The sequence below is a fragment of the Agarivorans sp. DSG3-1 genome (assembly GCF_046774965.1).
Lineage (GTDB): Bacteria > Pseudomonadota > Gammaproteobacteria > Enterobacterales > Celerinatantimonadaceae > Agarivorans.
Genome location: NZ_CP177241.1, coordinates 3,864,029 through 3,885,716 on the forward strand (window position 1 = coordinate 3,864,029; position 21,688 = coordinate 3,885,716).

The following is a 21,688-nucleotide window of genomic DNA, read 5'->3' on the forward strand; positions in this document are numbered from 1 at the left end:
GACTCACGCTAGACCAAACACAAAGCTACACAAATAAGTCGATATTATGTTGCTCGTCAGGGTCAGGCTTTTGAGATTTATTGTTTTGCTGTTCGCCGCTTAGCTTTGGCCGCACTTGAATGTCGTTTTGTGCAGCGGTTTTGCTTTTCTTCACCACCTTGGTGGTTTTAATCGGTGGCGCCTTACTATCGGGTTTAGCGGGTGCTCGCGGCAAAATTGGCAATATGGCATCTTGGCTCACAATCACAGCTCCTTTTTATGGCTTCCTATAGTTAATTATCGGTCAATATTTAAACAACTTTAATCTTATAGTAAAAAGCAGCCAAAAAAGGTTGCAATTTAGCGCTAGATTGGTAACTTTATGCCCACTATTGCCATGAAGGCAAAAACCACGTTGACAGGAACGTAGCAATGATTTTTAACCAACTGAAGCATCATCACCACCATCATCCAGAATAGGCTTCAGGCGGTTTTCTGCTGGAAGCTTGTAAGATGCTTCCGGTGGTAGAATATAAGAATATTGCAAACCCCCGGAAGGTTACCCTCCCGGGGGTTTTTTAGTTTTATTATTAGGGACAAAAACATGACAGAGCAAAAACGACTACGCATCGCTATCCAAAAATCTGGACGCTTAAGCGATGATTCACAGGCACTATTAAAAAGCTGCGGAATGAAAATCAATCTCCGCCAACAACGCCTAATTGCCCACTCAGAAAACATGCCAGTAGATCTACTACGTGTACGCGATGACGATATTCCAGGCCTAGTAATGGACGGCGTGGTTGATTTCGGTATCGTTGGCGAAAACGTATTAGAAGAAGAAACCATGTTGCGCACCGCGCAAAATGAGCCAACTGATTGCGACATTCTAAAACGTTTAGATTTTGGCGATTGCCGCTTCTCATTGGCAGTAGCCGAAGAATTCGATTACACCGGCCCACAATGCTTAGCCAACAAACGCATAGCCACCAGTTACCCAGGCATTCTTAAGCGTTACTTAGACGAGCAAGGCGTACCTTTCTCTACGTGTATGCTAGCGGGCTCGGTTGAAGTAGCCACCCGCGCAGGCTTAGCCGACGCCATTTGTGACTTAGTGTCTACCGGTGCAACTTTAGAAGCCAATGGCCTTAAAGAAGTTGAAGTGATTTACCGCTCGCAAGCGGTATTGATTAAATCTAAGAACAAACTCAGCGACGAACACCAAGACTTGCTAGACCGCTTATTAATGCGCATGCAAGGCACCATGGAAGCCAAAGAAAGCAAGTACATCATGCTGCACGCACCTAAAACACATCTTGATCAAATTGTAGACCTGCTACCTGGCAGCGAGCACCCAACCGTATTAGCACTTGCCGGCGACGAAGAAAAAGTAGCCCTGCATGTAGTCAGTACCGAGAACCTATTCTGGGAGACGATGGAAAAGCTTAAAACCTTAGGTGCAAGCTCTATCCTCGTTATGCCAATTGAAAAGATGTTGAGATAAGTACCATGCAAACGGTAATTTGGAAGCAACTATCAACAGAGCAACAACAACAGGTGCTGTCCCGCCCTGCTGTTAACAGCTCAACCGACATTGCCGGAATTGTTGCTGATGTAGTAAGCCAAGTACGAGAACAAGGTGACCAAGCGCTGATTGCGCTGGCCGTCAAGTTTGATAACACCGAATTGAGCGAAGTAAGAGTCAGCCAGCAAGAGATTGATGCAGCTGAACAAGGTTTAAGTGAAGAATTTAAACAGGCAGTAGCACAAGCTAAAGCCAATATTGAAGTGTTTCACCAAGCGCAAAAACCACAGCCAATTAGCCTAGAAACTCAACCTGGCGTGCGCTGCGAAATGCACTATGCCGCCATTGGCAATGTGGGTTTGTATGTACCAGGTGGAACTGCACCGCTACCTTCAACTGTATTGATGTTGGCTATTCCAGCACGTATTGCGGGTTGTAAAAAAGTAGTATTAAGCTCACCACCACCGATTGCCGCAGAAATCCTCTATACCGCTAAGCTATGTGGTGTAGACGAAGTTTACGCTGCCGGTGGCGCGCAAGCGATTGCCGCGATGGCCTACGGCACCGAAAGTGTGTCTAAATCTGATAAGATTTTCGGCCCTGGTAACGCTTTTGTGACGCAAGCTAAGCAGCAAGTTAGCGGCGACCACGCTGGTGCCGCCATTGATATGCCAGCAGGCCCATCTGAGGTGTTGGTAATTGCCGATGCTAAAGCCAACCCCGCTTTTGTTGCCGCCGACTTATTATCACAAGCCGAGCACGGCCCAGATTCACAAGTGATTTTGGTCACCACCAGTGAGCAACAAGCCGAAGCAGTAAATCAAGAATTGGCTCGCCAATTAGCGCTACTTAGTCGCAATAACATTGCCGACCAAGCGCTATCACACAGTACTGCCATTGTAGTAAACGACTTAGCCCAAGCGGTACAGGTGAGTAACTTGTACGGCCCGGAACACTTAATTGTACAAACCGAGCAAGCTCGCAGCTTACTGCCCGAGATAGAAAATGCTGGCAGCGTTTTCCTTGGTGAGTGGACACCCGAATCAGTAGGCGACTACGCCAGTGGTACTAACCACACCCTGCCCACTTACGGTTATACACGTGCTTATTCAAGCTTAGGTACCGCTGACTTTATGAAGCGTTTTACGGTTCAGGAATTAAGCCAACAAGGCCTAAAAGACTTAAGCCGTGCAGTAGTGCCTATAGCTAACGCAGAAGGGCTAGACGCCCACCGCAGAGCAGTTACTCTGCGCCTAGGCGAGGAGCAATAATATGTCGGTTACATTATTAGCCCGCAAAAAAATTCAGGCGCTTGTGCCCTACCAAAGTGCTCGCCGCATTGGCGGCAGTGGTGAAGTGTGGCTAAACGCCAACGAAAGCCCCGATGTTAGCGACTTTAGTTACGAAGGCGATGAACTAAATCGCTACCCTGAGTTTCAACCAGCTGCGCTTATTAACGGTTATGCCGCCTACGCAGGCGTAGAGCCAAACCAAGTGCTCGCCAGTCGCGGCGCAGATGAAGCCATCGAAGTATTGATTCGCGCCTTTTGCGAACCCAACGAAGATAGCATTGTTATCTGTGCGCCGACTTACGGAATGTACTCGGTAAGTGCTGAAACCATTGGCGTAGAAGTTAAAACAGTAGAGCTAGATGCTAACTTTAATCCCGACTACACAGCACTTGCGCAAGTGAATAGCAAAATTATTTTCTTATGTGCCCCAAACAATCCCACCGGCAATATGCTTGATCAAGCAAAGCTGTGTGAACTGTTAAGTGCGCAAAAAGATAAAGCGCTAGTAGTGGTAGATGAAGCTTATATTGAGTTTTGTGAAGAGCAAAGCGTAGTTAAGCTACTCAGCGATTACGACAACCTAGTGATTACTCGTACTTTGTCTAAAGCCTTTGCTTTAGCCGGTTTACGTTGTGGCTTTACCGTTGCAGGTCGTGAAGTGATTGAAGTAATGAGCAAAGTGATTGCCCCATATCCGATTGCCCGTCCAGTTGCCGAAATCGCAGCAAAAGCGCTAAGCCAAAATGGCTTAAAAGTTATGCGCGAGCGTGTTGCACGCTTAAACACAATTCGTAACCAAGCAGTTGAAGATTTAAGCAAACTTAATATTGTGCAAGAGATCTTCCCCGCTAACGGTAACTACATACTGGTACGTTTCGACGATTCAGCCCGTGTATTTAAAACATTGGGCGAACAAGGCATTGTACTGCGTGATTTTGCCAATAAACCGCGTTTAGAAAACTGCATCCGCATTAGCATTGGCAACCAGCAAGAAGTGGCCGCCACCGTATCAGCAATTCAAGGATTGGAGCGAACTTAAGTGAGCCAAGTAAAACAAAAAATCTTATTTATCGACCGTGATGGCACCATGATCGACGAACCTATCACCGACAAACAGGTTGATAGCGTAGAAAAGGTAAAGTTAGAGCCACAGGTTATCCCGGTATTGCTTAAGCTACAGGCCAATGGCTACCGCTTAGTTATGGTAACCAACCAGGATGGTCTAGGTACCGACAGCTTCCCCGAAGCTGATTTTCATCTAGCTCAAAACTACATGATGGATATTTTCGAATCACAAGGCATTAAGTTTGACGATGTACTGGTATGCCCGCACTTCGACGAAGATAACTGTAGCTGTCGCAAACCCAAGCTTGGCTTGGTTAAAAACTACCTAAAAAGTGGCGTGATTGATTTTGCCAACTCTTATGTGATTGGCGATCGCCACACCGACATGCAGCTAGCGGAAAACATGGGGCTAGAAGGCTTGCAATATCAACGCGACGGCCTTAACTGGATTACCATTGAAAAGCAGCTTACTCAACAAGGCCGCAAAGCCAAGGTTGAGCGCAATACTAAAGAAACCCAAATTAGTATCGCGGTTGATTTAGACAACGCAGGCGGCAGCCAAATAGATACTGGCCTTGGCTTTTTTGACCACATGTTGGATCAAATTGCTACCCACGGCGGTTTTCAGCTCAACTGTAAAGTTGTTGGCGATTACCACATCGACGACCACCACAGCGTAGAAGACACCGCCATTGCCCTTGGCCAAGCCCTTAAAGAAGCACTAGGCGACAAACGTGGTATTGGCCGTTTTGGTTTTGTGCTGCCGATGGACGAATGCCGAGCCCAATGTGCGCTAGATTTAAGCGGCCGCGCTCATCTAGAGTTTAAAGCCGACTTTACCCGCGACAACATTGGCGACTTTGCGACTGAAATGGTACCGCACTTCTTCCGCTCACTAAGCGACGCGATGGCCTGTACCCTACACCTAGAAACCACCGGTAAAAATACTCACCACATGGTAGAAGCCCTGTTTAAAGTATTTGGTCGTGCACTAGGTCAAGCTATCGTAAAATCGGGCGATGCAATGCCTAGCAGTAAAGGCACATTATAAGCGCCTGCTTTAAAGGATAAGAGCAAACATGAACGTAATTATTGATACAGGATGTGCCAACTTATCTTCGGTAAAATTTGCCGTTGAGCGTTTAGGCTTTCCAGTAACAGTGAGCCGCGACCCACAGGTAATCTTGGCGGCCGATAAACTGTTTCTACCCGGCGTAGGCACCGCCACCGAAGCGATGCAAAACCTAGCCGACCGCGAGCTAATCGACTTAGTAAAACAAGTTAAAAAGCCGCTGTTAGGTATTTGTTTAGGCATGCAAATGCTGGCCGAATTCTCTATCGAAGGCGGCGCTAAACAAGCCGACGAGCCAGTCCCCTGCTTAGGTTTAGTGCCTGGCACCGTAAGCTTAATGCAACCGCAACAAGGGCAACGCCTGCCACACATGGGTTGGAATCAAATTCAACCTAAAGCCGGTCACCCACTGTTTAAAGGCATTGAAGCTGGCAGCTACTTCTACTTTGTACATAGCTACGCCCTGCCAGTAAACGCCGCCACAATTGCTGAATGTGATTATGGCAACGCCTTTACCGCCGCAGTAAACAAAGACAACTTTTACGGGGTGCAATTTCACCCAGAACGTAGCGGCCAAGCCGGTGCGCAACTCATCAAAAACTTCTTGGAGATGTAACACATGATCATTCCTGCTTTAGATTTAATCGACGGAAAGATTGTGCGTTTGTTCCAAGGTGATTACGCACAAAAAACCGTTTATGGTGACGACCCACAAGCGCAGTTTTCTGAGTACCACAGCCAAGGAGCTGATTGGTTACACTTGGTTGATTTAGACGGCGCCAAAGATACCAGCGCTCGCCAACTCGACGTTATCGCCCAGCTACTGAAAAACACTCCAGCTAAAATTCAAATTGGTGGCGGTGTACGTAGCGAGCAAGATGTAAAAGACTTGCTCGACGCAGGTGCAGAGCGTGTAGTAATTGGCTCTACCGCAGTAAAGCAGCCAGAAGTGGTTGCCAAGTGGATGGAAAAATACGGCGCCGAGCACATTGTACTGGCACTAGATATCAACATCGACGAGCAAGGCAATAAGGTAGTAGCAGTATCTGGCTGGCAAGAAGACAGTGGCGTAACCATTGAAGAGCTAGTGGCTATTTACGCCCCTGTTGGTCTTAAGCACGTATTGTGTACCGACATTTCTAAAGACGGCACGCTTGAGGGCTCGAACGTAAGTTTGTATCGCGAGCTATGTGCGCAATATCCAGATATTCACTGGCAAAGCTCAGGCGGCATTGGCGATTTAAACGACATTGCAGCGCTTACCGATACCGGCGTAGCTGGCGTAATTGTTGGCCGCGCATTGTTAGAAGGTAAATTCAACGTAGAGCAAGCCATCGCCTGCTGGCAGCAAGGAGGCAACAATGCTAGCTAAACGAATTATTCCCTGCCTAGACGTAAAAGACGGCATGGTAGTAAAAGGCGTTAAGTTTCGTAACCATGAAATTATTGGCGACATAGTTCCGCTAGCCAAACGCTACGCTGAAGAAGGCGCAGACGAACTCGTTTTTTACGATATTACCGCCAGCTCAGACGAGCGCGTAGTGGATAAAAGCTGGGTAAGCCGCGTAGCTGAAGTTATCGATATTCCATTTTGTGTAGCCGGTGGGATTAAAACCATTGAGGATGCCAACCGCACCTTGCAAAATGGCGCTGATAAAATCTCTATCAACTCCCCTGCTTTAGCCGATCCTAGTTTAATTACTAAGCTTGCCGACAAGTTTGGCGTGCAGTGTATCGTAGTAGGCATCGATTCCTACTACTGCGACGAAACTAGCCAATACCAAGTTAAGCAATTTACTGGTGACGAAAAGCGCACCGTAACCACTACTTGGAATACCTTTGATTGGGTGAAAGAAGTGCAAGCTCGTGGCGCGGGTGAAATAGTACTAAACGTTATGAACCAAGATGGCGTTCGCCAAGGTTACGATTTAGAACAACTAAGCCGAGTACGCGAGATTTGTAATGTGCCTTTAATTGCCTCTGGCGGCGCAGGCGAAATGCAGCACTTTAAAGATGCATTCAAAATTTCCGACGTAGACGGTGCATTGGCTGCTAGCGTATTCCATAAAAGCATTATTGATATTGGCGAATTGAAGCAATATCTCAAACAACAAGAGGTGGCAATTCGACTATGAGCCAGTTTGAAGAACTAAACCAAAAGATTAACTGGGACAAAGTCGAAGGCTTAATCCCTGCCGTGGTTCAGAACGACCACAGCGGCCAAGTGCTTATGCTGGGTTACATGAACAGTGATGCCCTAGCTAAAACCTTAGACACCGAGCAAGTAACTTTCTTTAGCCGCACTAAGCAGCGCCTATGGACCAAAGGTGAAACCTCAGGCAACGTGCTAAAGCTTAAAGGCATTACGCTTGATTGCGACCAAGACACGCTACTAGTAGCGGTTGACCCTATTGGCCCAACTTGCCACCTTGGCAACCCAAGCTGTTTTGACGGCCACCAAGAGCCAAAGCTGACCTTTATTGCCCAGCTACAAGCAGTATTGGCAGAACGTAAATTAGCGGACCCAGAAGAAAGCTACACCGCTAGCCTATTCGCCCGCGGCACCAAACGCATTTGCCAAAAAGTGGGTGAAGAAGGTGTAGAGGTAGCCCTAGCAGCCATGGCTAACGACCGCGAAGAGTTAGTGAACGAAAGCTCAGACTTGTTGTATCACTTACTTGTACTGCTAGAAAAACAAGAAGTGGGTTTAGACGAAGTAGTAGCTTGTTTGCAGTCAAGGCACAAGTAAGGTTTTGAAAGTTAACTAATGTTAGCTATTTGTGTCCCTAAGCTTAGGGGCACATATAGTTACATATAAAAAGAATGAATATGTCTCCATATTCCGAAAGAATATTATATATATTCACGTTTATTTAAATTACCAACTGAGCTTTCAGTACAAAAAGACTTATTGATAACTGAAATAAGTTCAATCAGCTGCCCTTCGATATCATAAAAATCGTTTCTTGGATGAAAGCCTATTGCAATACCCAAGTTATCGAAAGCTTGAATCATTCTTTCTTGATGATTTTTATAACGAAAACTTCCATTTTTAGCTTGTCTTGATTGCTCATTTGAAAAAATTATTTCTTCATTTACCCTTTTGATTTCAGAAATATATTTATCTGATACGTTCATGGAACCAGTGCGAGACTTTGAAAAAATAAGGTTATACCATTTAAATATATCAAAAGAAGATAGCGCTAGCCTATTATGCTTCTCCAGTTCCAACATTACGTAATCACTAAAAATCTTAAAATGGGATATGTGATTATTTAAATTATTACTCTGCACAGAGTTGACATAACTTAGCAATGCCACATATATACCACCAACCGTAATTAAAGAGGATGAGACAGAAAATGTATGTACCAATAGCTTAATTGAGTATTCAAAATTACTATAAGTATTTTTTAAACAATTATTGTCAAAGCAAAATGACCAAACAATTTCTTTTCCTAATATATTTTGGATAACCGAAATAGTTGTGAACGTCAAACCCAAAAAGGTCACAAAAAACACAAAATATAATATAATTATGAAATGTTTTTGAGGGTTAGTTGTATCAATCTTCATGCTGTGGCTTTACCTTTTTCATTCTCGTTCTCAACTCAGCAGAAGTTTTACTGTAAACACGCTGCAAAACATTCAACCTTTCATGTACAGTAAAAAAACGTTTTCGATACCAAAAAGTACCGCCTTTTAACGAGTAGTCCGCTTCAAGTCTAGCTACAGAGATCTTACAGCGTTTAAGATCTTTTTTAGATGGAAGCGGAAGGATTCGTTTTAGTTTCCTAACTAAAACTTCATGTTTTTCATGTTTAACTCGCTTTAGTTTGTTTACCCTTCCCATACAGCGATTAAAGTCTTTACGATAAGCAAAAGTAACCCGGTACCCTGGTTCAGAAGCTAGCCTTTCAACATTATTAACGGCGGCTCTAAGTCTTCTTACTTCATCAGCCGGATACCTAGGTTCTTTGAAATTAACCCTCATTCCATGCACCATTAATGGTTCAATTGAAGTATAAGATACTTTTGTTTTCTTATTGTTGAGGGGCAGATCTTTGTCCAGTAGCATTAGCTTTATTTGTTCTATCGTCATATCGAACTGAAAATTTGATAACTTTGAAGAAACAGTGATATCGTCGACTAAACGAGTATAAACTAAATTTTTCCTTTTCAACCTTACCACCAGCTCGTGTTCAACATCCCAAAGACACAAACTTGCAATGTAACTCGATGTTAAAGCTCCTTGAACTATGTGCTCGTCCTTACAACATATTTGGGCTAACACTGAAGACACATCCTCAGGATACGAAAAAAAATCACTAAAGATGGTTTTCACATAATCGAAATGAATATTATCAAAGAAATCCTTAAGATCCATTTTAAGGAGACTTTTTGCTAAACAGTGTTTGCTAGCACAACTCACATAATCCTTTGCTTCGGTTACTTCACCATATTCATTAATGGTGTTAGGAATAGAACCAAAAATATAGCTTGGCCATATAACAAGATTGTTAAACAATCTTTTGTTTATACGACGTTGAATCTTCCTAATAAGATTGTGAGGTTTATTTATTATTCGCAAACTACCGTCAGCTTTTGGTACGGAGTCTGATACATATTTATCTTCGTCACTTAAAGCCAAAGCTTGGTTAAGCTCTTTTTCTGAAACATCAAGCGCATCACACAAGTTGGATATACTAGAAATTGAGTTTTTACTATTTTTGGTGGGTTTGAATATATACATAAACAATAAAGGCTTAGCCACTCATACACTAGAGATCGAGAAATGGTGTTGCATTCATCGATGATATTTGAAATCAGCCACCATTTCTCTGGCTAAGCCTATCGTCCTCGACTACTAGAGGTCCAAACGGACGAGGCAAGCAGAGGGTGTGGCCTTGGCACAAGCTGATGAAAAACCACCAGCGCTCATTTAAGAGCAGTATACAAATATCTTTGGTTCGACTGCAGCAAGTCAAGCGAATCGCTTGCGCATTGATAGTATTAACTTTAAGTGCTATTAATGCAATAACTATTTTGTCACTTGATTATCTACTGAAAAACAGTAGAAAATTCGTATAAGTTTAGAAGCATTCGTCTATCAAAAAAACCAGTGCTCACCGTACCGGCGTTGCAAAAGTAGCAAGTACTCAAGTCTAAGACTATTTTTGCAGGGCGCAAGATCGGATGGCCCTGACCAACAGAGTATAAAGATAATGCAGCGCGATGCCTAAAACAGCGGATAACCATTTGAGGCAAACAGCGGTTAAATAGCCGAACCTTGCTGCTCAACTTCAGACTCAGCATTTATACGCTGCACCACCGCTAGTCCTTTTTCTAAGGCTTCAGTGCGGCTATCTACGATATGATCTTCATCTATCCAATCGCGGATTTGGATCTTCTCTAGCTGGTGCATGGTTTGCTCATTAGGGCTGTAGAGGAACACTTCACATCCAGCATCTAAGGCATCACGCATGGCGTTTTCCAGCGCTAGCGCCACAGTAACGTCAATCATCGGTACCGCACTAAGATCTAGCACCATTACTTTGTACTGCTCAACCGCGGCGTGTTGTCTGGCAATGGCTTTTGATACACCAAAAATCATTGGCCCTGAGAGGTAGAAAAACAATAGCTGACCTTTGGCTTGGTCTAACAACTGGCGCTCTGAATCCTCTAGTGGCACACCGTCGTCGGCATCTGATATTGCCTTAACGTTTTTCTCCTGAACCCGGCTCAGCTTTTCAATAGTGATAACGTTGGCAAGAAATACTCCTATGCCTACCGCGTAAATCAAATCGACAAACACGGTAAGAAACAGAACACCATACATGATGCAAGTAGGCACTAAAGATACTCGGTGCGCGCGCTTAATGAAGCTCCAATCGAGAATATTTAGGCCAACATACATGGCAATACCCGCGAGAACGGCCAATGGAATAGGCTGGGTAAGCGGGGCTAACCACAGCACAACCAACAGCAGAATTACCGCGCGCACAATGCCAGAGAGCGGAGAGCTTCCGCCCACCTGAACATTTACTACAGTTCCCATAGTCGCGCCTGCGCCAGGCAAGCCACCAAACAGGCCTGAAACCGTATTTGCTATGCCCTGCCCCATTAACTCGCGGTTAGAGTCATGTTCTTTGCGGGTTAAGCTATCGGCAATTACTGCGGTAAGTAGAGTATCAATGCAACCTAGAGTGCCTAGCACTAAGGCATCAACCAGCATTTCGGTAAGCAGGCCCCAAGTAAAAGTGGGCCAAATAATCGATGGTAGGCCACTTGGGATCTCTCCAATACGGCGAATACCCTCGTCACTAAAGAGCAGCATCGACACTAACGTAACCGCCACCAGCGCAACCAACTGCGGAGGGATTATTTTTTTGTATTTATTAGGCATGAACAGGAGCGCACCTAAGGTCATCAGCCCTAACAGGAACTCGCCAAAGTGCATATTTCGAATTAAGTCGGGAATCGCCTGTAAGGTACCTAAGGCTCCACCAGCGGGAGTAGACTGGCCTAAAAAGGGCGCTAATTGGAGGATGACCAGAATGACCCCAACGCCAGACATAAAGCCAGAAATAACACTATAAGGCATCAAGGTAATGTATTTACCGAGCTTAAGTGCACCAAGGGCGATTTGGAATAGCCCGGCCATCATCACCACGGTAAATGCCATGGCGGGCCCGTTTTCTTGGTGTTTGGCAATCATGGTGGTTAGTACCGCCGCCATTACTACGGTCATCGGGCCGGTTGGCTCTGAGATCAAGGTTCGCGAACCGCCAAATAACGCGGCAAACAAGCCTACTAAAATGGCGCCCCAAAGGCCCGCTTGAGGTCCTGCTCCCGATGCGACACCAAACGCTAAAGCCATTGGTAGTGAGACGATAGCAGTGGTAACACCACCAAACAAATCGCCCTTAATGTTCATTGATTCAAACTTACCCTTAACCAAACCGCTACTCCTTTTGCTTGGACGCCCCAATTGTATTGAATTCTTTTGGAATTAAAACACTGAATATAGTGCGGTTATTAGATATTTTTAGTGAAGCCTTCACACGAAGGCTAGCCAAATACAATTACAAGTAGCTTAGGCAGGCATTGGAATGGCTAATTTAACTGCATAATTAGGCTTAGCATACTGCTTGTGCGTCATTCATTGTTGGCTTAACTAGCCAACAATATTGATGAAAGTATCTAAGTGATTTTGCCATTCACTTATTTTGACTTAATACTGAAAGTCGATCATTTAGTCAGTTAAAACCAACATCAATCTTGGTTAAGCCCTAGCTGGCAGAGTTATTCTTCCTTATAATAGCGCTACAAAAAGTAGGTGTTATGCACCTAGTGTTACTTTGGCTCAATGAACACATTTGCTGAGCCACCATAAATTGAAGATTAAAGAGAAACTATCATGAGCGATCTCCCTCCTTGTCCTAACTGTGAATCAGCCTATGTTTATGAAGACGGTTCACTACTTATTTGCCCAGAATGCGCTCATGAGTGGAATCCAAACGAAGTGGTTGTAGACCCAGATGCAATTGTATTAAAAGACGCGGTTGGCAACTTATTAGCTGAAGATGACAAAGTCACCTTGATTAAAGATTTGAAAGTGAAAGGGTCTTCTTTAGTGCTAAAAGTAGGCACCAAAGCAGTAATTAAACGCTTTGTTGATTCTGACCACGACATTGACTGTAAAGTAGATGGCCACGGTCACATGATGCTTAAATCTAAGTTTGTTAGAAAACAAAGCTAATTGAACTAAGCACTATCGCTAAAATAGAAACCTGCACCAGCAGGTTTTTTTACCCCCTTTAACCATACAACTAGCCACATAACCTTAAGGAACGCCCAATAGCGATGCATAAAGTACTGTGTTTTGGTGACTCTAATACTTGGGGTTACTCTCCTACTACTGGACAACGTATGCCTGCCGACTCTCGTTGGCCACGGGTGATGGCGAGTTTGCTCGGAGAGGCTTACCAAATCATTGAAGCCGGACAACCAGGCAGAACCACCTACCCCAATTCACCAGACTTTGGTTTAAGCAGCGGTATAGAAGCACTATTGCAAGACATCAGTAAACACCAGCCAGACTGCTTGGTATTAATGCTAGGCACCAATGATTTATACCCGGCTTTTCACTTATCTGCAGAGCAAATAAGTGACAACCTTGAGCGAATGGTTGTTGAGCTAGACCAACATTGTGTTAATCAGAGAATGTTAAGCCCCAAAATATTGTTACTTGCTCCACCAGCAATAGACGAAACGGGCCGCTTTGGTCAGCATTTTGCTGGCGCTAAAGATAAATCGACACAACTTGCTGAACATTACCAAACGATTGCTCACTCACTGGGTTGTGGGTACCTAGACGTAAGCCAGATAATCACCGGTAAATTGCTTGATGGTGTTCATATGAACAGCGTCCAGCACCAAGCCCTAGGCGAAGCGCTGGCGAATACATTTATCGAGTTACCTTAAGATATATAAAGCGCACAACTGCTGATGACAACAGTGTTTCGAGATACACTCATTAACATGCTGTTTGAGCCTAGATAAGTAGCGTGAAAAGAATTCTTGATACGCTCTTAGTTTTTACCTCTCACCGTTCAGGATACATTATGTTGTTTGTATGCTCCGATATTCATGGCGATTTTAACGCTTTGCAACACACCCTCGCCGCTTTTAAGCGTAGCGGTGCCTCGCACTTTATTTGCTTAGGTGATGTGCTTAATCATGGGCCGCGTAACCCAGTACCTAAGCACTACGCACCTTTAAAAGTGGCTGAAGCGCTAAATACGATAGCCGAACGAATTATTGCCGTAAGGGGAAATTGCGACAGCGAGGTTGACCAAGCCTTATGTAAGTTTCCAATAATGGCAGAATACAATCAGTTGCTGCTCGATTCGCGGAAAGTGTTCTTATGTCACGGCCATACTTTTGGGCCAAGTCATCTTCCGCCATTGGCTGCAGGTGACATATTGGTGAGCGGCCATAGCCACATTCCTCAGGCAAATTTAGAAGACCAGCATTATCTGCTTAACCCCGGTTCAGTGGCTATTCCTCGCCAAGATTGGCCTGCCAGCTATGCGTTGATTACCGAGCAGCAATTACAAGTACTTAAATTAAACGATCACTCCCCGTTAGTGAGTTGCAGCTTAAATTAACCGAGGTTTAACCTGGATTGCGTTCCGCTCTCATTATTGTTTACGCGTAACAACAGTGTGTATTTTCAGGTTAGCAAGTCACCGAATTTGTTTTTGCTAAGTTTACGGTAAGTGTAATTTTGGTGGCGATGATTATCTATCGCTTGCGTCTGTTTCTCGTTGTTAAAGGTTTAACGAGTAAAGCATGCTAAACTCGCGCATCTTTTGCTGTAGCCATGCGTTCTGGTTTACAGCTTATCTCTATAGTATTTGGATTAAGTCATGTCAGATAAGTTCTTTTTCAAAGGTCGCCAAGACGCCCGCCAAAGCCACATAAAATATGGTTACGAGACCAAAGCCCGACCAATAGCTGGCAGCAAGAAACACCCATTAACCTTAGTGGTTACCAGTGAAGCACGTAAGCACGAAGTCGCACTATTGGTCGCAGACGCTGAACTATTTGCCAACATTACTGTTGATACTAGCGAAGGAGCTGAAGAGTCGATTGCTGAGCTAAACGCAATCATGAGCAAAACAGCCCCCGTAACCATTGAAAAAGTGCCTGCGCGTAACGAACCTTGCCCCTGTGGCAGCACCAAAAAATACAAAAAGTGTTGTGGATAGCTACAGCTTATAAACGTGGATACTTCGGTGCTGAGCTCAAGCTCATAGCACCGTGTTCACCAAGCTCTGCCACTCATGTCACGAACATTACCCCACTAAACACCTGGCGCACTCATTAAACTCCCGATTTATAAACCATTCTTTGGCTGTATTTTCTACTTGCACACCACTGTGCCTCAGCGAACGCTTTAGCCTAAACACCAACAAAAGTCATACAATTAATGTATTACTTACACCCATAAAGCCAGATTAAAAGGTCAAGCTCGCCCCAGACACGTCGAAAAGATGGCGCTGCAATAGTCACCCCTTATTAACGGTTTAGCTTAGTTAGATGCTTTATTAAAACTTTTGTTAAAAACTAAAAGTCGCATTTAGATAGAGAAATTGACTCGCGCTTAAAGCCTGTTGATTAATCCTAGTGCTCCATAGGTTCTTTCTGCTGAACTTCCTAATCCATCAATTACCTTTATTAGCTATGCGCCATGACAAGTCTTAAGCAGCCACGCCTTAAAGTGTGAAATACAGCAAGGATTAAAAATGAAATAGTAAAAACCAGCCTGGTAATGTTAATAATTGCCAACACCGTCAATAAAAATAATACAATAATATATTAACTTCCTACCTGTTCACGAAAACTCCGCCTAAGAGTTACATTTAACTAACAGGGAACTATCATGAAAAAAATTTACATCGCTGGTGCTATTGCCGCCTTATTTGCAGGTACCGCCAGCGCAGCAGTTGCGCCTACAGACTATCAACTAGAATTAATGTCAAAATTGGATGCTTCTAAAGCACCCGCGCAAAACTTTGAAATGAGAAAGTGGAAAATTAACCTACCTTACCCAGACACTAAGCCTGAGCGTGAAGGTAAAACCATGGAAGTGTATGCAGCTCAATTAGCTGATGCGGAAAACCCGTTTTCACATCCTGAATGGTTCTATACCAATGCCGACACTGGCGCAATGGTATTTAAAGTGCCTAACGAAGCAGTCACCACACCAAATAGTAAAAATGCGCGTAGCGAATTACGGGCTATGTTAAATGTTAACCTGCCTACCGGTTACAAAGACCCAAGCACCAACTTTGTAGTGGCCGCTCACGATAATGCTGCTGCATATGGTTCTATTGGTGGGCGCATGAGCGCAGCCTTAAGCGTTGATCATGTAAGCTTAAGTGGTAACGACGTCAAAATGGGTGCTCACTCGGTGGTAATTGGTCAAATTCACGGCTCTAAAAACGAGCCTTTGAAAATCTTCTTCCGTAAAATGCCAAACCACGAACATGGATCGTTATTTTGGAACTATGAAATTAACCCGAAAGATAAAAAAGATCGTTTCGATATCCCTCACAACATCTTCGGTCAATACAATTTAACCAAAGCTGATAAAGACCCCGTTGGCGGCATTAAGCTAGGTGAATTGTTTGCGTACAATGTCGACATAGTAGATAACATAATGAACCTTACTTTCACCAAAAACCCTGGTGAGCTCAATGAGCAAGTAGTCACGTACAAAGTTAACCTTGCACAACCAAATTCAGCCTCGGAACTTGATACTAGCTACGCACAAGATTGGATGTACTTTAAAGCGGGTGCTTACAACCAATGTAATGTTAAACCTAAAACCAATACTTGGAGCTCGGGCTGCAGTAACAATGGCTTAGATGCGGGTGATTACACACAAGTCAGCTTCTACAAACTTAACCTTATTCAATAGGGCTAAGTAACAAGATTATTCAATAGATAAACTGAAGCCCTTAGCATGAAAGTGCCAAGGGCTTTTTTGATCACAAGTAAAAGCTACAACACTTAAATCTTCATCAATAATCGAACTACAAAAAACTTAGTGCCGATGTCGCTTTAACAAAGTAATACTAATCGGACTCTCGCTACGCCCGATTAGTATTATGCTTAGTAGCTCATTGATCGATGGGGATAACTAGCAGATCTATCGATACGTTGTTTACCAGCTCATGATGTTTGGAGGCTAAGCGATGCCAGAACCCATTATCATGACCACAAACGATTAAGTCTGCCCCTACCTCTGCCACTGTTTCATCTAAACTAGCACTTAAATCACCTTGCATAACAAACTGATTCTCGATGGGATAATTGGTATCCACCACCAAGGCGTTAAGCTTGTTCGCAAACTCTTTTAGGCTAGGATGCATCGGTTCAATAGCGGCTAGATCAAGATCGATTAGCCCACTGAATGCTGAATCGTTGGCGCTTTCATCAACAAAAATCAGTGACACTTTGGCATCGAGTGGTTTTGCTAGGAGGGTAACTTTGTCGATTATTCGTCTGCTGTTTTCAGAGAGGTCGACGGCGACTAAAATGTGACGATAGCTCATGACGTGCTCCTCGTAATTTATTTAATCACTTTAAGTTTAGCAGCAGAAATACGTCCTAGACGGACTTCGCGCACATGCCAAGGGATTATTTTAAGCTAACTTGCGCTTGGTCATTATTTGGGCTTAATAACCTTCTTAGCCGCTGATGTTAGGCCTGCTACCACCAGCCTTTTCACGACTAACCGTTCATGTAGTTAAGTTTTTCAGCCTCCATCAAAAAACAAAAAAGCCTGCGTAATGCTGGCTTTGGCTTATGTCGTTATTGAACATTTAAAGCACTGAATACAGGTTCAAAAATTGTGGCAACGTAATAAGTGTCGGTGCTAGCGAATCAAAAATCGCAATGGTTATCCCTTTTTAGGGCGCTAGCTTTGCCCCCTAAAGTGTGAACTAGCTTTAAATATCTTGATGAAAAGTCGATAGTTTCAAAGTTATTTCAGGGGTTTTCTTGAAGGCGCTTACTTACATAAAATCTGGCTTACTGTAGCATTTTCACTTTACCAGTCACTCCTCGTTTCATTGATGAATTACCAAGAGAGCTATTTTATGACCAAGCCAAGGACGTCTAGATTACTCGTTGCCCAACTGTTACTGGTGGCTGCTGCGCCTTATGCGCAAGCGTCTAACTTTGAGTACACAGTGATAAAAGAATGGAATAATGGTTTTCAAGCTGAGGTTACAATTAGCAATACCAGCCAATCTGCTATAAATGGTTGGGTGGTGAACTGGCAATATGAGAGCTCCACAGTTAGTTCTAGCTGGAACACCAATTTAAGCGGCGCAAAACCTTACACTGCTTCTAACCTTTCTTGGAATGGCGCTATTGCACCAGGGCAGTCGGTAACTTTTGGCCTTCAAGGAAGCACTAGCGGAGACAAAGCCGAACAAGCACTCATTAGCGGTGAAGTATGTAATGCCCAAGCTGGCGGCGGCACTGAACCAGCCATTACAGCAATAGATGCCGCTGCGGCCATGGGGACCGGTTTTAATCTTGGCCAAATGTTTGATAACCAGCAACACCCCGCGACTTTCGCTGAAGCTTCGAGAAAAATTGATGCCTACTATCAGCAAGGTTTTAGAAACGTCCGCATTCCTATTAGCTGGACCATAGACATTAATGGTTCAAGAATCGCAGATAACAATGGCAACATCGACCTCAACAACAGTCGCCTTAAAGAGATCGTTAAAACCGTAGACCACGCATTGTCATACGATGATATGTACGTAGTGATTAATGCTCACCACGAAGCAATAATTAAAGACAATAACAACTATCAAATGCTTGAAACGCTGTGGCAAGACATTAGTCAGCTGTTTCAAAACCGCAGCAACCGCTTGGTATTTCAAGTTCTTAACGAACCACATTTCACCAATGGTAACCCCATGCTGCCCTCTAACCTTCGCCATATGACGGGGCTAGCTTACAATAAGATTCGACAAATAAATCCCAATCGCATTGTAGTGATAGGTGGTAACCAATGGTTCGCGGCCAATGAAATGGCTCGCACATGGCCGAACCTAGACCAAGTAGGCGGTGGTAACGATCCTTACGTAATGGCAGCTTTCCACCACTACAACCCGTGGTCATTTCATGGCGAAGGTAATTTAAAAACCAACTGGTCAGAAAGCGATATTAAAAGACCGATTGATACGATGAAAAGCTGGGCAAATGGCATTGGGCAAGGTATGCCGATTTACATTAGTGAATGGGGTACCAATTGGAACAAGTTTAAAAGCCAAATGGATTGCAACAATATCCGTGCTTGGTATGAGGCCCTTGATTACAAGTACGCTCGCGCTGAAGGCATTCCTGCATCGGTGTGGGATGATGGCGGTTGGTTTAAAATTTATGATCACCATACCAACAGCTACAACAATAACCTTTATCAGTGCATCATCAATGGCTCTTGCGAGTACAGCCTGCAAGACAGTAGCCGCTTTAACTCTGCCTGCCAATAAGCCATTAGCCCCAACACAAGCTTGTTTTGGGGCTAAAACCTTGCCTTATAAATCATACAAATTTCCTCTTTAGCTCAATTCACAAACTACTTTGGCGAAGTACAATAAGCGTTTTGCTATGGCCAGTTTGATGCACGCAAAACCAGACCGCATTACCGCGATGAAGAATATTATTGTTCAGGTAAAAAGAGAGTTTCCTCTCTATGAAGAAGACACTTTTGTATGTGGCACCGCCAATAACTGCATTGGTTGCCCTAAAAAGCTTTTAGAGCTGGTTGACTCTGAACTCAGTTATTGGGAGCACGCCATGAAGCGCGGTGTTCAGCCAAAATTTGATGAAATCCGGCGCTTCGGCAAACTATGTAACAATGTAAAACGTGGGTTGGTGCGTAATCAAATTATCTCGGCTTAACCGCGATAGCCTATGCTGAATACCCCACCCTCAGTGGTAGAGTTATAACCTACGCCCAGCACAAAGTGGCGAGTTAAGGTATAACGAAAGCCCACTTCTCCACCCCAGTTTTTATCGGTATCGGTATGCCATTCAGGCTCGCAATCGGTGCAATATTGAGTGATACCATCGGTGTATTCAGTGGTATTTTCTAGCAGTACCCCACCACCATATAAACTCAAATCATTAGTGAGGCTATAGCTAACACCCAAACGCAGCATGGTGAGTTCGCGGTTCCCCTCAGCGGGAGCAGTTAAACCAAGGTCATCTTCTTTAGACTTAGCAACACCGAGGTAGTATCCCCAGCGAGGATATTGTTTATCGTAGTGATTTACCGCCACAGTAAGGCCAATCATTGGCTGAACAGCGTCTTGATAATCTAAAAAAGCGGCCGCCCAAGGGTAATTAGCTGGGTTTTCTTGGTTATTCTCTACTGCAATCGCTGCACTAGTGGAACAAGCCGATACTAGAGCAACAAGCTTGAGGGTTAAAGCTCTGGAGATAAGCACTACAATCATTACCTTTTAAAATCATTACCTCCATGTAAGCGTTAAATTTCAGCATATACTCTCAGGATAGCCACCATATTGGAACTGCTAAATCTATCAACTAGCCATTCTTTAGATTATCTTGCTAGCAAGTTCACCTTTTAATGAGCTAATCCAGTGATAAGCGTTTAAACATCAAGCAGTAAACTAAAAATTTTGAACGATTTTTTGTTAATTAGTTTTAGCATAAGCTATTGATTAAATTGCTTACTTGACTATGCTGAGAACATAAATCTTCTCGAGGGCGTGTTTATGTTCCAGCTTACTGGCCGCAAGGTTATTATTTTCTTTTTAGTCTTCTTTATTATCAATTACATCATCGCGGTTATTTGGAGCAGCGAACCTGAGCGAGTAAATGTAAAAGAATATGTGCAGGAACAAGCCTTAGCGAATGGTGAAGAAGTAGTAACAGGTTACGCCACCACTACCGCACTAATGTTTGTAGCTGAAACCCTACTCAATAAACCTGGTGGTTATTTAAGTAACGACAAAATGCTACCCAGTGTATTAATGGATAACATGCCAAGTTGGGAGTTAGGCGCGTTAAACCAAGTACGCGATTTATCGCTAATTATGCGTAAAGACTTCAGCCGCTCTCAAGCGCAATCCGTTGAACACGCACAGCTTAAAATTGCTCAACCCAAATTTAATATTGACCATACTAGCTGGCAATTACCCAGTGCCGAGCGGGAATACCAAGATGCAATAGACGCCTTACTGGTTTATCGCACGCAGTTGGCCGACCCCACTGACCCTAATGCTCAGTTTTACGCCCGTGCCGACAACTTAGTGACGTGGTTAGGCGAAGTGCAATCTCGCCTTGGAAGTATGTCGCAAAAGCTTTCTGCATCGGTTGGTCGAGAGCGAATTAATACAAGCCTAGTGGGCTCTGAAGGTGCTTCTCAGTCTACCTTTACTCCAACAGAGTCGATGGTGAAAACGTCGTGGTGGAAAATAGATGATGTGTTTTATGAAGCACGCGGCGAAGCATGGGCGTTATTGCATTTTTTCCAAGCCGTAGAGGTAGACTTTAAAGGCGTATTAGAAAAGAAAAATGCCACGGTTGCGGTTCGCCAAATCGTTCGCGAATTGGAAGCCACTCAAGAAACCGTATGGAGTCCAATGATTCTAAACGGTACCGGTTTTGGCTTAATGGCTAATCACTCTTTGGTTATGGCAAATTATGTGTCTCGTGCCAACGCAGCGATTATTAACCTGAACAATCTACTCACCAAAGGTTAAGCCCTCCTCAATACCCACATAAAAGCAGCGTTGATTCGCTGCTTTTGTCCATTTACACTAAATTCACTTTAAATAAGGAATGTAACATGGACAAGCAACAAGCAATTGAAGCAGCAACCTTTAAGCGTTTACTCGAACACTTAGACCAACACAAAGAAGTTCAAAACATTGAACTGATGAATTTGGCTGATTTTTGCCGAAACTGCCTGGCAAAATGGATGGTAAGCGCTGCCGAAGAACACGGTGAAACCTTAAGCTACGAGCAAGCACGCGAAAAAGTATACGGCATGCCTTACTCTGAATGGAAAGAGCATCACCAACTGCCAGCCACCGAAGAGCAAATGGCAGTATTTAAATCCAAAGAAGCTGCCAAGGCCAAATAGCACTAAGGTTACTGATAAGCAAAATCGCGACAGCTGTAATGAAC

General features: G+C 44.0%; 23 protein-coding genes and 1 other annotated feature. Of the genes, 17 read left to right on the plus strand and 6 right to left on the minus strand.

Translation table 11 applies throughout. The features are described from left to right. Positions 1 to 25 precede the first annotated feature (25 nt). The gene (locus ACLD71_RS17945; RefSeq protein WP_137674606.1) at positions 26 to 241 is read right to left on the minus strand and encodes a hypothetical protein; all 216 of its coding nucleotides are present in this window, start codon (positions 239 to 241) and stop codon (positions 26 to 28) included. Positions 242 to 434: 193 nt separating this feature from the next. Beyond that, positions 435 to 562: a sequence feature (His leader region), on the plus strand. A 21-nt stretch (positions 563 to 583) separates the two neighbouring features. Here ACLD71_RS17945 and hisG point away from each other — a divergent pair. The 8 genes from hisG to hisIE are packed head-to-tail and all read left to right on the plus strand — an operon-like array spanning position 584 to position 7,682. Next, complete coding sequence (hisG, locus tag ACLD71_RS17950; protein WP_137674607.1) at positions 584 to 1,483, plus strand: ATP phosphoribosyltransferase; 900 nt, start codon at positions 584 to 586, stop codon at positions 1,481 to 1,483. 5 nt (positions 1,484 to 1,488) lie between these two features. Beyond that, complete coding sequence (hisD, locus tag ACLD71_RS17955; protein WP_137674608.1) at positions 1,489 to 2,775, plus strand: histidinol dehydrogenase; 1,287 nt, start codon at positions 1,489 to 1,491, stop codon at positions 2,773 to 2,775. A gap of 1 nt (position 2,776) precedes the next feature. Further along, positions 2,777 to 3,835 carry a histidinol-phosphate transaminase gene (hisC, locus tag ACLD71_RS17960; RefSeq protein ID WP_411991543.1) on the plus strand — a complete coding sequence of 353 codons (1,059 nt, stop codon included), beginning with the start codon at positions 2,777 to 2,779 and terminating at the stop codon, positions 3,833 to 3,835. Between the two features lie 48 nt (positions 3,836 to 3,883). Beyond that, a complete protein-coding gene (hisB, locus tag ACLD71_RS17965) occupies positions 3,884 to 4,912 on the plus strand; it encodes a bifunctional histidinol-phosphatase/imidazoleglycerol-phosphate dehydratase HisB (RefSeq protein ID WP_411994877.1) in 1,029 nt (342 codons plus the stop codon). Between the two features lie 28 nt (positions 4,913 to 4,940). Next, complete coding sequence (gene hisH / locus ACLD71_RS17970) at positions 4,941 to 5,549, plus strand: imidazole glycerol phosphate synthase subunit HisH (protein WP_220721182.1); 609 nt, start codon at positions 4,941 to 4,943, stop codon at positions 5,547 to 5,549. A 3-nt stretch (positions 5,550 to 5,552) separates the two neighbouring features. Next, entirely contained in the window at positions 5,553 to 6,305 is a 753-nt protein-coding gene (hisA, locus tag ACLD71_RS17975; RefSeq protein WP_411991544.1) for a 1-(5-phosphoribosyl)-5-[(5-phosphoribosylamino)methylideneamino]imidazole-4-carboxamide isomerase, read from the plus strand. Further along, positions 6,295 to 7,068: an imidazole glycerol phosphate synthase subunit HisF gene (gene hisF / locus ACLD71_RS17980; protein ID WP_016401105.1), complete on the plus strand. Its 774-nt coding sequence runs from the start codon at positions 6,295 to 6,297 to the stop codon at positions 7,066 to 7,068. Before hisA ends, hisF begins: the two co-directional genes overlap by 11 nt. Next, a complete protein-coding gene (hisIE, locus tag ACLD71_RS17985) occupies positions 7,065 to 7,682 on the plus strand; it encodes a bifunctional phosphoribosyl-AMP cyclohydrolase/phosphoribosyl-ATP diphosphatase HisIE (RefSeq protein WP_411991545.1) in 618 nt (205 codons plus the stop codon). Before hisF ends, hisIE begins: the two co-directional genes overlap by 4 nt. 104 nt (positions 7,683 to 7,786) lie before the next feature. Here the strand turns inward: hisIE and ACLD71_RS17990 are convergent, their stop codons facing one another. From ACLD71_RS17990 to ACLD71_RS18000, 3 genes are all read right to left on the minus strand, one after another. Beyond that, positions 7,787 to 8,509 carry a retron Ec48 family effector membrane protein gene (locus ACLD71_RS17990; protein ID WP_411991546.1) on the minus strand — a complete coding sequence of 241 codons (723 nt, stop codon included), beginning with the start codon at positions 8,507 to 8,509 and terminating at the stop codon, positions 7,787 to 7,789. Further along, the gene (locus ACLD71_RS17995) at positions 8,499 to 9,707 is read right to left on the minus strand and encodes a reverse transcriptase family protein (protein WP_411991547.1); all 1,209 of its coding nucleotides are present in this window, start codon (positions 9,705 to 9,707) and stop codon (positions 8,499 to 8,501) included. Before ACLD71_RS17995 ends, ACLD71_RS17990 begins: the two co-directional genes overlap by 11 nt. A 501-nt stretch (positions 9,708 to 10,208) precedes the next feature. Then, positions 10,209 to 11,870, minus strand: coding sequence for a SulP family inorganic anion transporter (locus ACLD71_RS18000; RefSeq protein WP_411994878.1), 1,662 nt, complete (start codon positions 11,868 to 11,870; stop codon positions 10,209 to 10,211). A 483-nt stretch (positions 11,871 to 12,353) separates the two neighbouring features. Between ACLD71_RS18000 and ACLD71_RS18005 the strand changes: the two genes are divergently transcribed. From ACLD71_RS18005 to ACLD71_RS18025, 5 genes are all read left to right on the plus strand, one after another. After that, positions 12,354 to 12,695: a zinc ribbon domain-containing protein YjdM gene (locus ACLD71_RS18005; RefSeq protein ID WP_137674616.1), complete on the plus strand. Its 342-nt coding sequence runs from the start codon at positions 12,354 to 12,356 to the stop codon at positions 12,693 to 12,695. 104 nt (positions 12,696 to 12,799) lie between these two features. Next, positions 12,800 to 13,420 (plus strand): GDSL-type esterase/lipase family protein, encoded by a 621-nt coding sequence (locus ACLD71_RS18010; protein ID WP_411991548.1) that lies wholly within the window; start codon positions 12,800 to 12,802, stop codon positions 13,418 to 13,420. Between the two features lie 140 nt (positions 13,421 to 13,560). Next, positions 13,561 to 14,106, plus strand: coding sequence for a phosphodiesterase (yfcE, locus tag ACLD71_RS18015; RefSeq protein WP_411991549.1), 546 nt, complete (start codon positions 13,561 to 13,563; stop codon positions 14,104 to 14,106). A gap of 261 nt (positions 14,107 to 14,367) precedes the next feature. After that, positions 14,368 to 14,709 (plus strand): PBPRA1643 family SWIM/SEC-C metal-binding motif protein, encoded by a 342-nt coding sequence (locus ACLD71_RS18020; RefSeq protein ID WP_411991550.1) that lies wholly within the window; start codon positions 14,368 to 14,370, stop codon positions 14,707 to 14,709. A 674-nt stretch (positions 14,710 to 15,383) separates the two neighbouring features. Continuing rightward, positions 15,384 to 16,424, plus strand: coding sequence for a polysaccharide lyase family 7 protein (locus ACLD71_RS18025; RefSeq protein WP_411991551.1), 1,041 nt, complete (start codon positions 15,384 to 15,386; stop codon positions 16,422 to 16,424). A gap of 202 nt (positions 16,425 to 16,626) precedes the next feature. On the opposite strand, the gene ACLD71_RS18030 is transcribed toward ACLD71_RS18025, so the two are convergent. Next, the gene (locus ACLD71_RS18030) at positions 16,627 to 17,061 is read right to left on the minus strand and encodes a universal stress protein (protein WP_303512950.1); all 435 of its coding nucleotides are present in this window, start codon (positions 17,059 to 17,061) and stop codon (positions 16,627 to 16,629) included. A 546-nt stretch (positions 17,062 to 17,607) separates the two neighbouring features. On the opposite strand from ACLD71_RS18030, the gene ACLD71_RS18035 reads away from it, so the two are divergent. Further along, complete coding sequence (locus ACLD71_RS18035; protein WP_411991552.1) at positions 17,608 to 19,020, plus strand: cellulase family glycosylhydrolase; 1,413 nt, start codon at positions 17,608 to 17,610, stop codon at positions 19,018 to 19,020. Positions 19,021 to 19,138: 118 nt separating this feature from the next. Further along, positions 19,139 to 19,432, plus strand: coding sequence for a hypothetical protein (locus tag ACLD71_RS18040; protein ID WP_411991553.1), 294 nt, complete (start codon positions 19,139 to 19,141; stop codon positions 19,430 to 19,432). On the opposite strand, the gene ACLD71_RS18045 is transcribed toward ACLD71_RS18040, so the two are convergent. Further along, positions 19,429 to 19,980, minus strand: a complete 552-nt coding sequence (locus ACLD71_RS18045; RefSeq protein WP_411991554.1) for an outer membrane beta-barrel protein — start codon at positions 19,978 to 19,980, stop codon at positions 19,429 to 19,431. The two genes, ACLD71_RS18040 and ACLD71_RS18045, sit on opposite strands and share 4 nt — an antisense overlap. A gap of 291 nt (positions 19,981 to 20,271) precedes the next feature. On the opposite strand from ACLD71_RS18045, the gene ACLD71_RS18050 reads away from it, so the two are divergent. Both ACLD71_RS18050 and ACLD71_RS18055 read left to right on the plus strand, forming a co-directional pair. Continuing rightward, entirely contained in the window at positions 20,272 to 21,261 is a 990-nt protein-coding gene (locus tag ACLD71_RS18050) for a DUF2333 family protein (protein WP_137674624.1), read from the plus strand. Positions 21,262 to 21,347: 86 nt separating this feature from the next. After that, entirely contained in the window at positions 21,348 to 21,644 is a 297-nt protein-coding gene (locus tag ACLD71_RS18055) for a DUF1244 domain-containing protein (RefSeq protein WP_137674625.1), read from the plus strand. The last annotated feature ends 44 nt before the right edge of the window (positions 21,645 to 21,688 follow it).

Excerpts from the sequence above, each read along its gene's own strand:
- hisG (WP_137674607.1), top strand. The coding sequence starts at position 584 with ATGACAGAGCAAAAACGACTACGCATCGCTATCCAAAAATCTGGACGC.
- hisD (WP_137674608.1), top strand. The coding sequence starts at position 1,489 with ATGCAAACGGTAATTTGGAAGCAACTATCAACAGAGCAACAACAACAG.
- hisC (WP_411991543.1), top strand. The coding sequence starts at position 2,777 with ATGTCGGTTACATTATTAGCCCGCAAAAAAATTCAGGCGCTTGTGCCC.
- hisB (WP_411994877.1), top strand. The coding sequence starts at position 3,884 with ATGATCGACGAACCTATCACCGACAAACAGGTTGATAGCGTAGAAAAG.
- hisH (WP_220721182.1), top strand. The coding sequence starts at position 4,941 with ATGAACGTAATTATTGATACAGGATGTGCCAACTTATCTTCGGTAAAA.
- hisA (WP_411991544.1), top strand. The coding sequence starts at position 5,553 with ATGATCATTCCTGCTTTAGATTTAATCGACGGAAAGATTGTGCGTTTG.
- hisF (WP_016401105.1), top strand. The coding sequence starts at position 6,295 with ATGCTAGCTAAACGAATTATTCCCTGCCTAGACGTAAAAGACGGCATG.
- hisIE (WP_411991545.1), top strand. The coding sequence starts at position 7,065 with ATGAGCCAGTTTGAAGAACTAAACCAAAAGATTAACTGGGACAAAGTC.
- ACLD71_RS17990 (WP_411991546.1), bottom strand. The coding sequence starts at position 8,509 with ATGAAGATTGATACAACTAACCCTCAAAAACATTTCATAATTATATTA.
- ACLD71_RS18000 (WP_411994878.1), bottom strand. The coding sequence starts at position 11,870 with ATGAACATTAAGGGCGATTTGTTTGGTGGTGTTACCACTGCTATCGTC.
- ACLD71_RS18005 (WP_137674616.1), top strand. The coding sequence starts at position 12,354 with ATGAGCGATCTCCCTCCTTGTCCTAACTGTGAATCAGCCTATGTTTAT.
- ACLD71_RS18010 (WP_411991548.1), top strand. The coding sequence starts at position 12,800 with ATGCATAAAGTACTGTGTTTTGGTGACTCTAATACTTGGGGTTACTCT.
- yfcE (WP_411991549.1), top strand. The coding sequence starts at position 13,561 with ATGTTGTTTGTATGCTCCGATATTCATGGCGATTTTAACGCTTTGCAA.
- ACLD71_RS18020 (WP_411991550.1), top strand. The coding sequence starts at position 14,368 with ATGTCAGATAAGTTCTTTTTCAAAGGTCGCCAAGACGCCCGCCAAAGC.
- ACLD71_RS18025 (WP_411991551.1), top strand. The coding sequence starts at position 15,384 with ATGAAAAAAATTTACATCGCTGGTGCTATTGCCGCCTTATTTGCAGGT.
- ACLD71_RS18030 (WP_303512950.1), bottom strand. The coding sequence starts at position 17,061 with ATGAGCTATCGTCACATTTTAGTCGCCGTCGACCTCTCTGAAAACAGC.
- ACLD71_RS18035 (WP_411991552.1), top strand. The coding sequence starts at position 17,608 with ATGACCAAGCCAAGGACGTCTAGATTACTCGTTGCCCAACTGTTACTG.
- ACLD71_RS18040 (WP_411991553.1), top strand. The coding sequence starts at position 19,139 with ATGGCCAGTTTGATGCACGCAAAACCAGACCGCATTACCGCGATGAAG.
- ACLD71_RS18050 (WP_137674624.1), top strand. The coding sequence starts at position 20,272 with ATGTTCCAGCTTACTGGCCGCAAGGTTATTATTTTCTTTTTAGTCTTC.
- ACLD71_RS18055 (WP_137674625.1), top strand. The coding sequence starts at position 21,348 with ATGGACAAGCAACAAGCAATTGAAGCAGCAACCTTTAAGCGTTTACTC.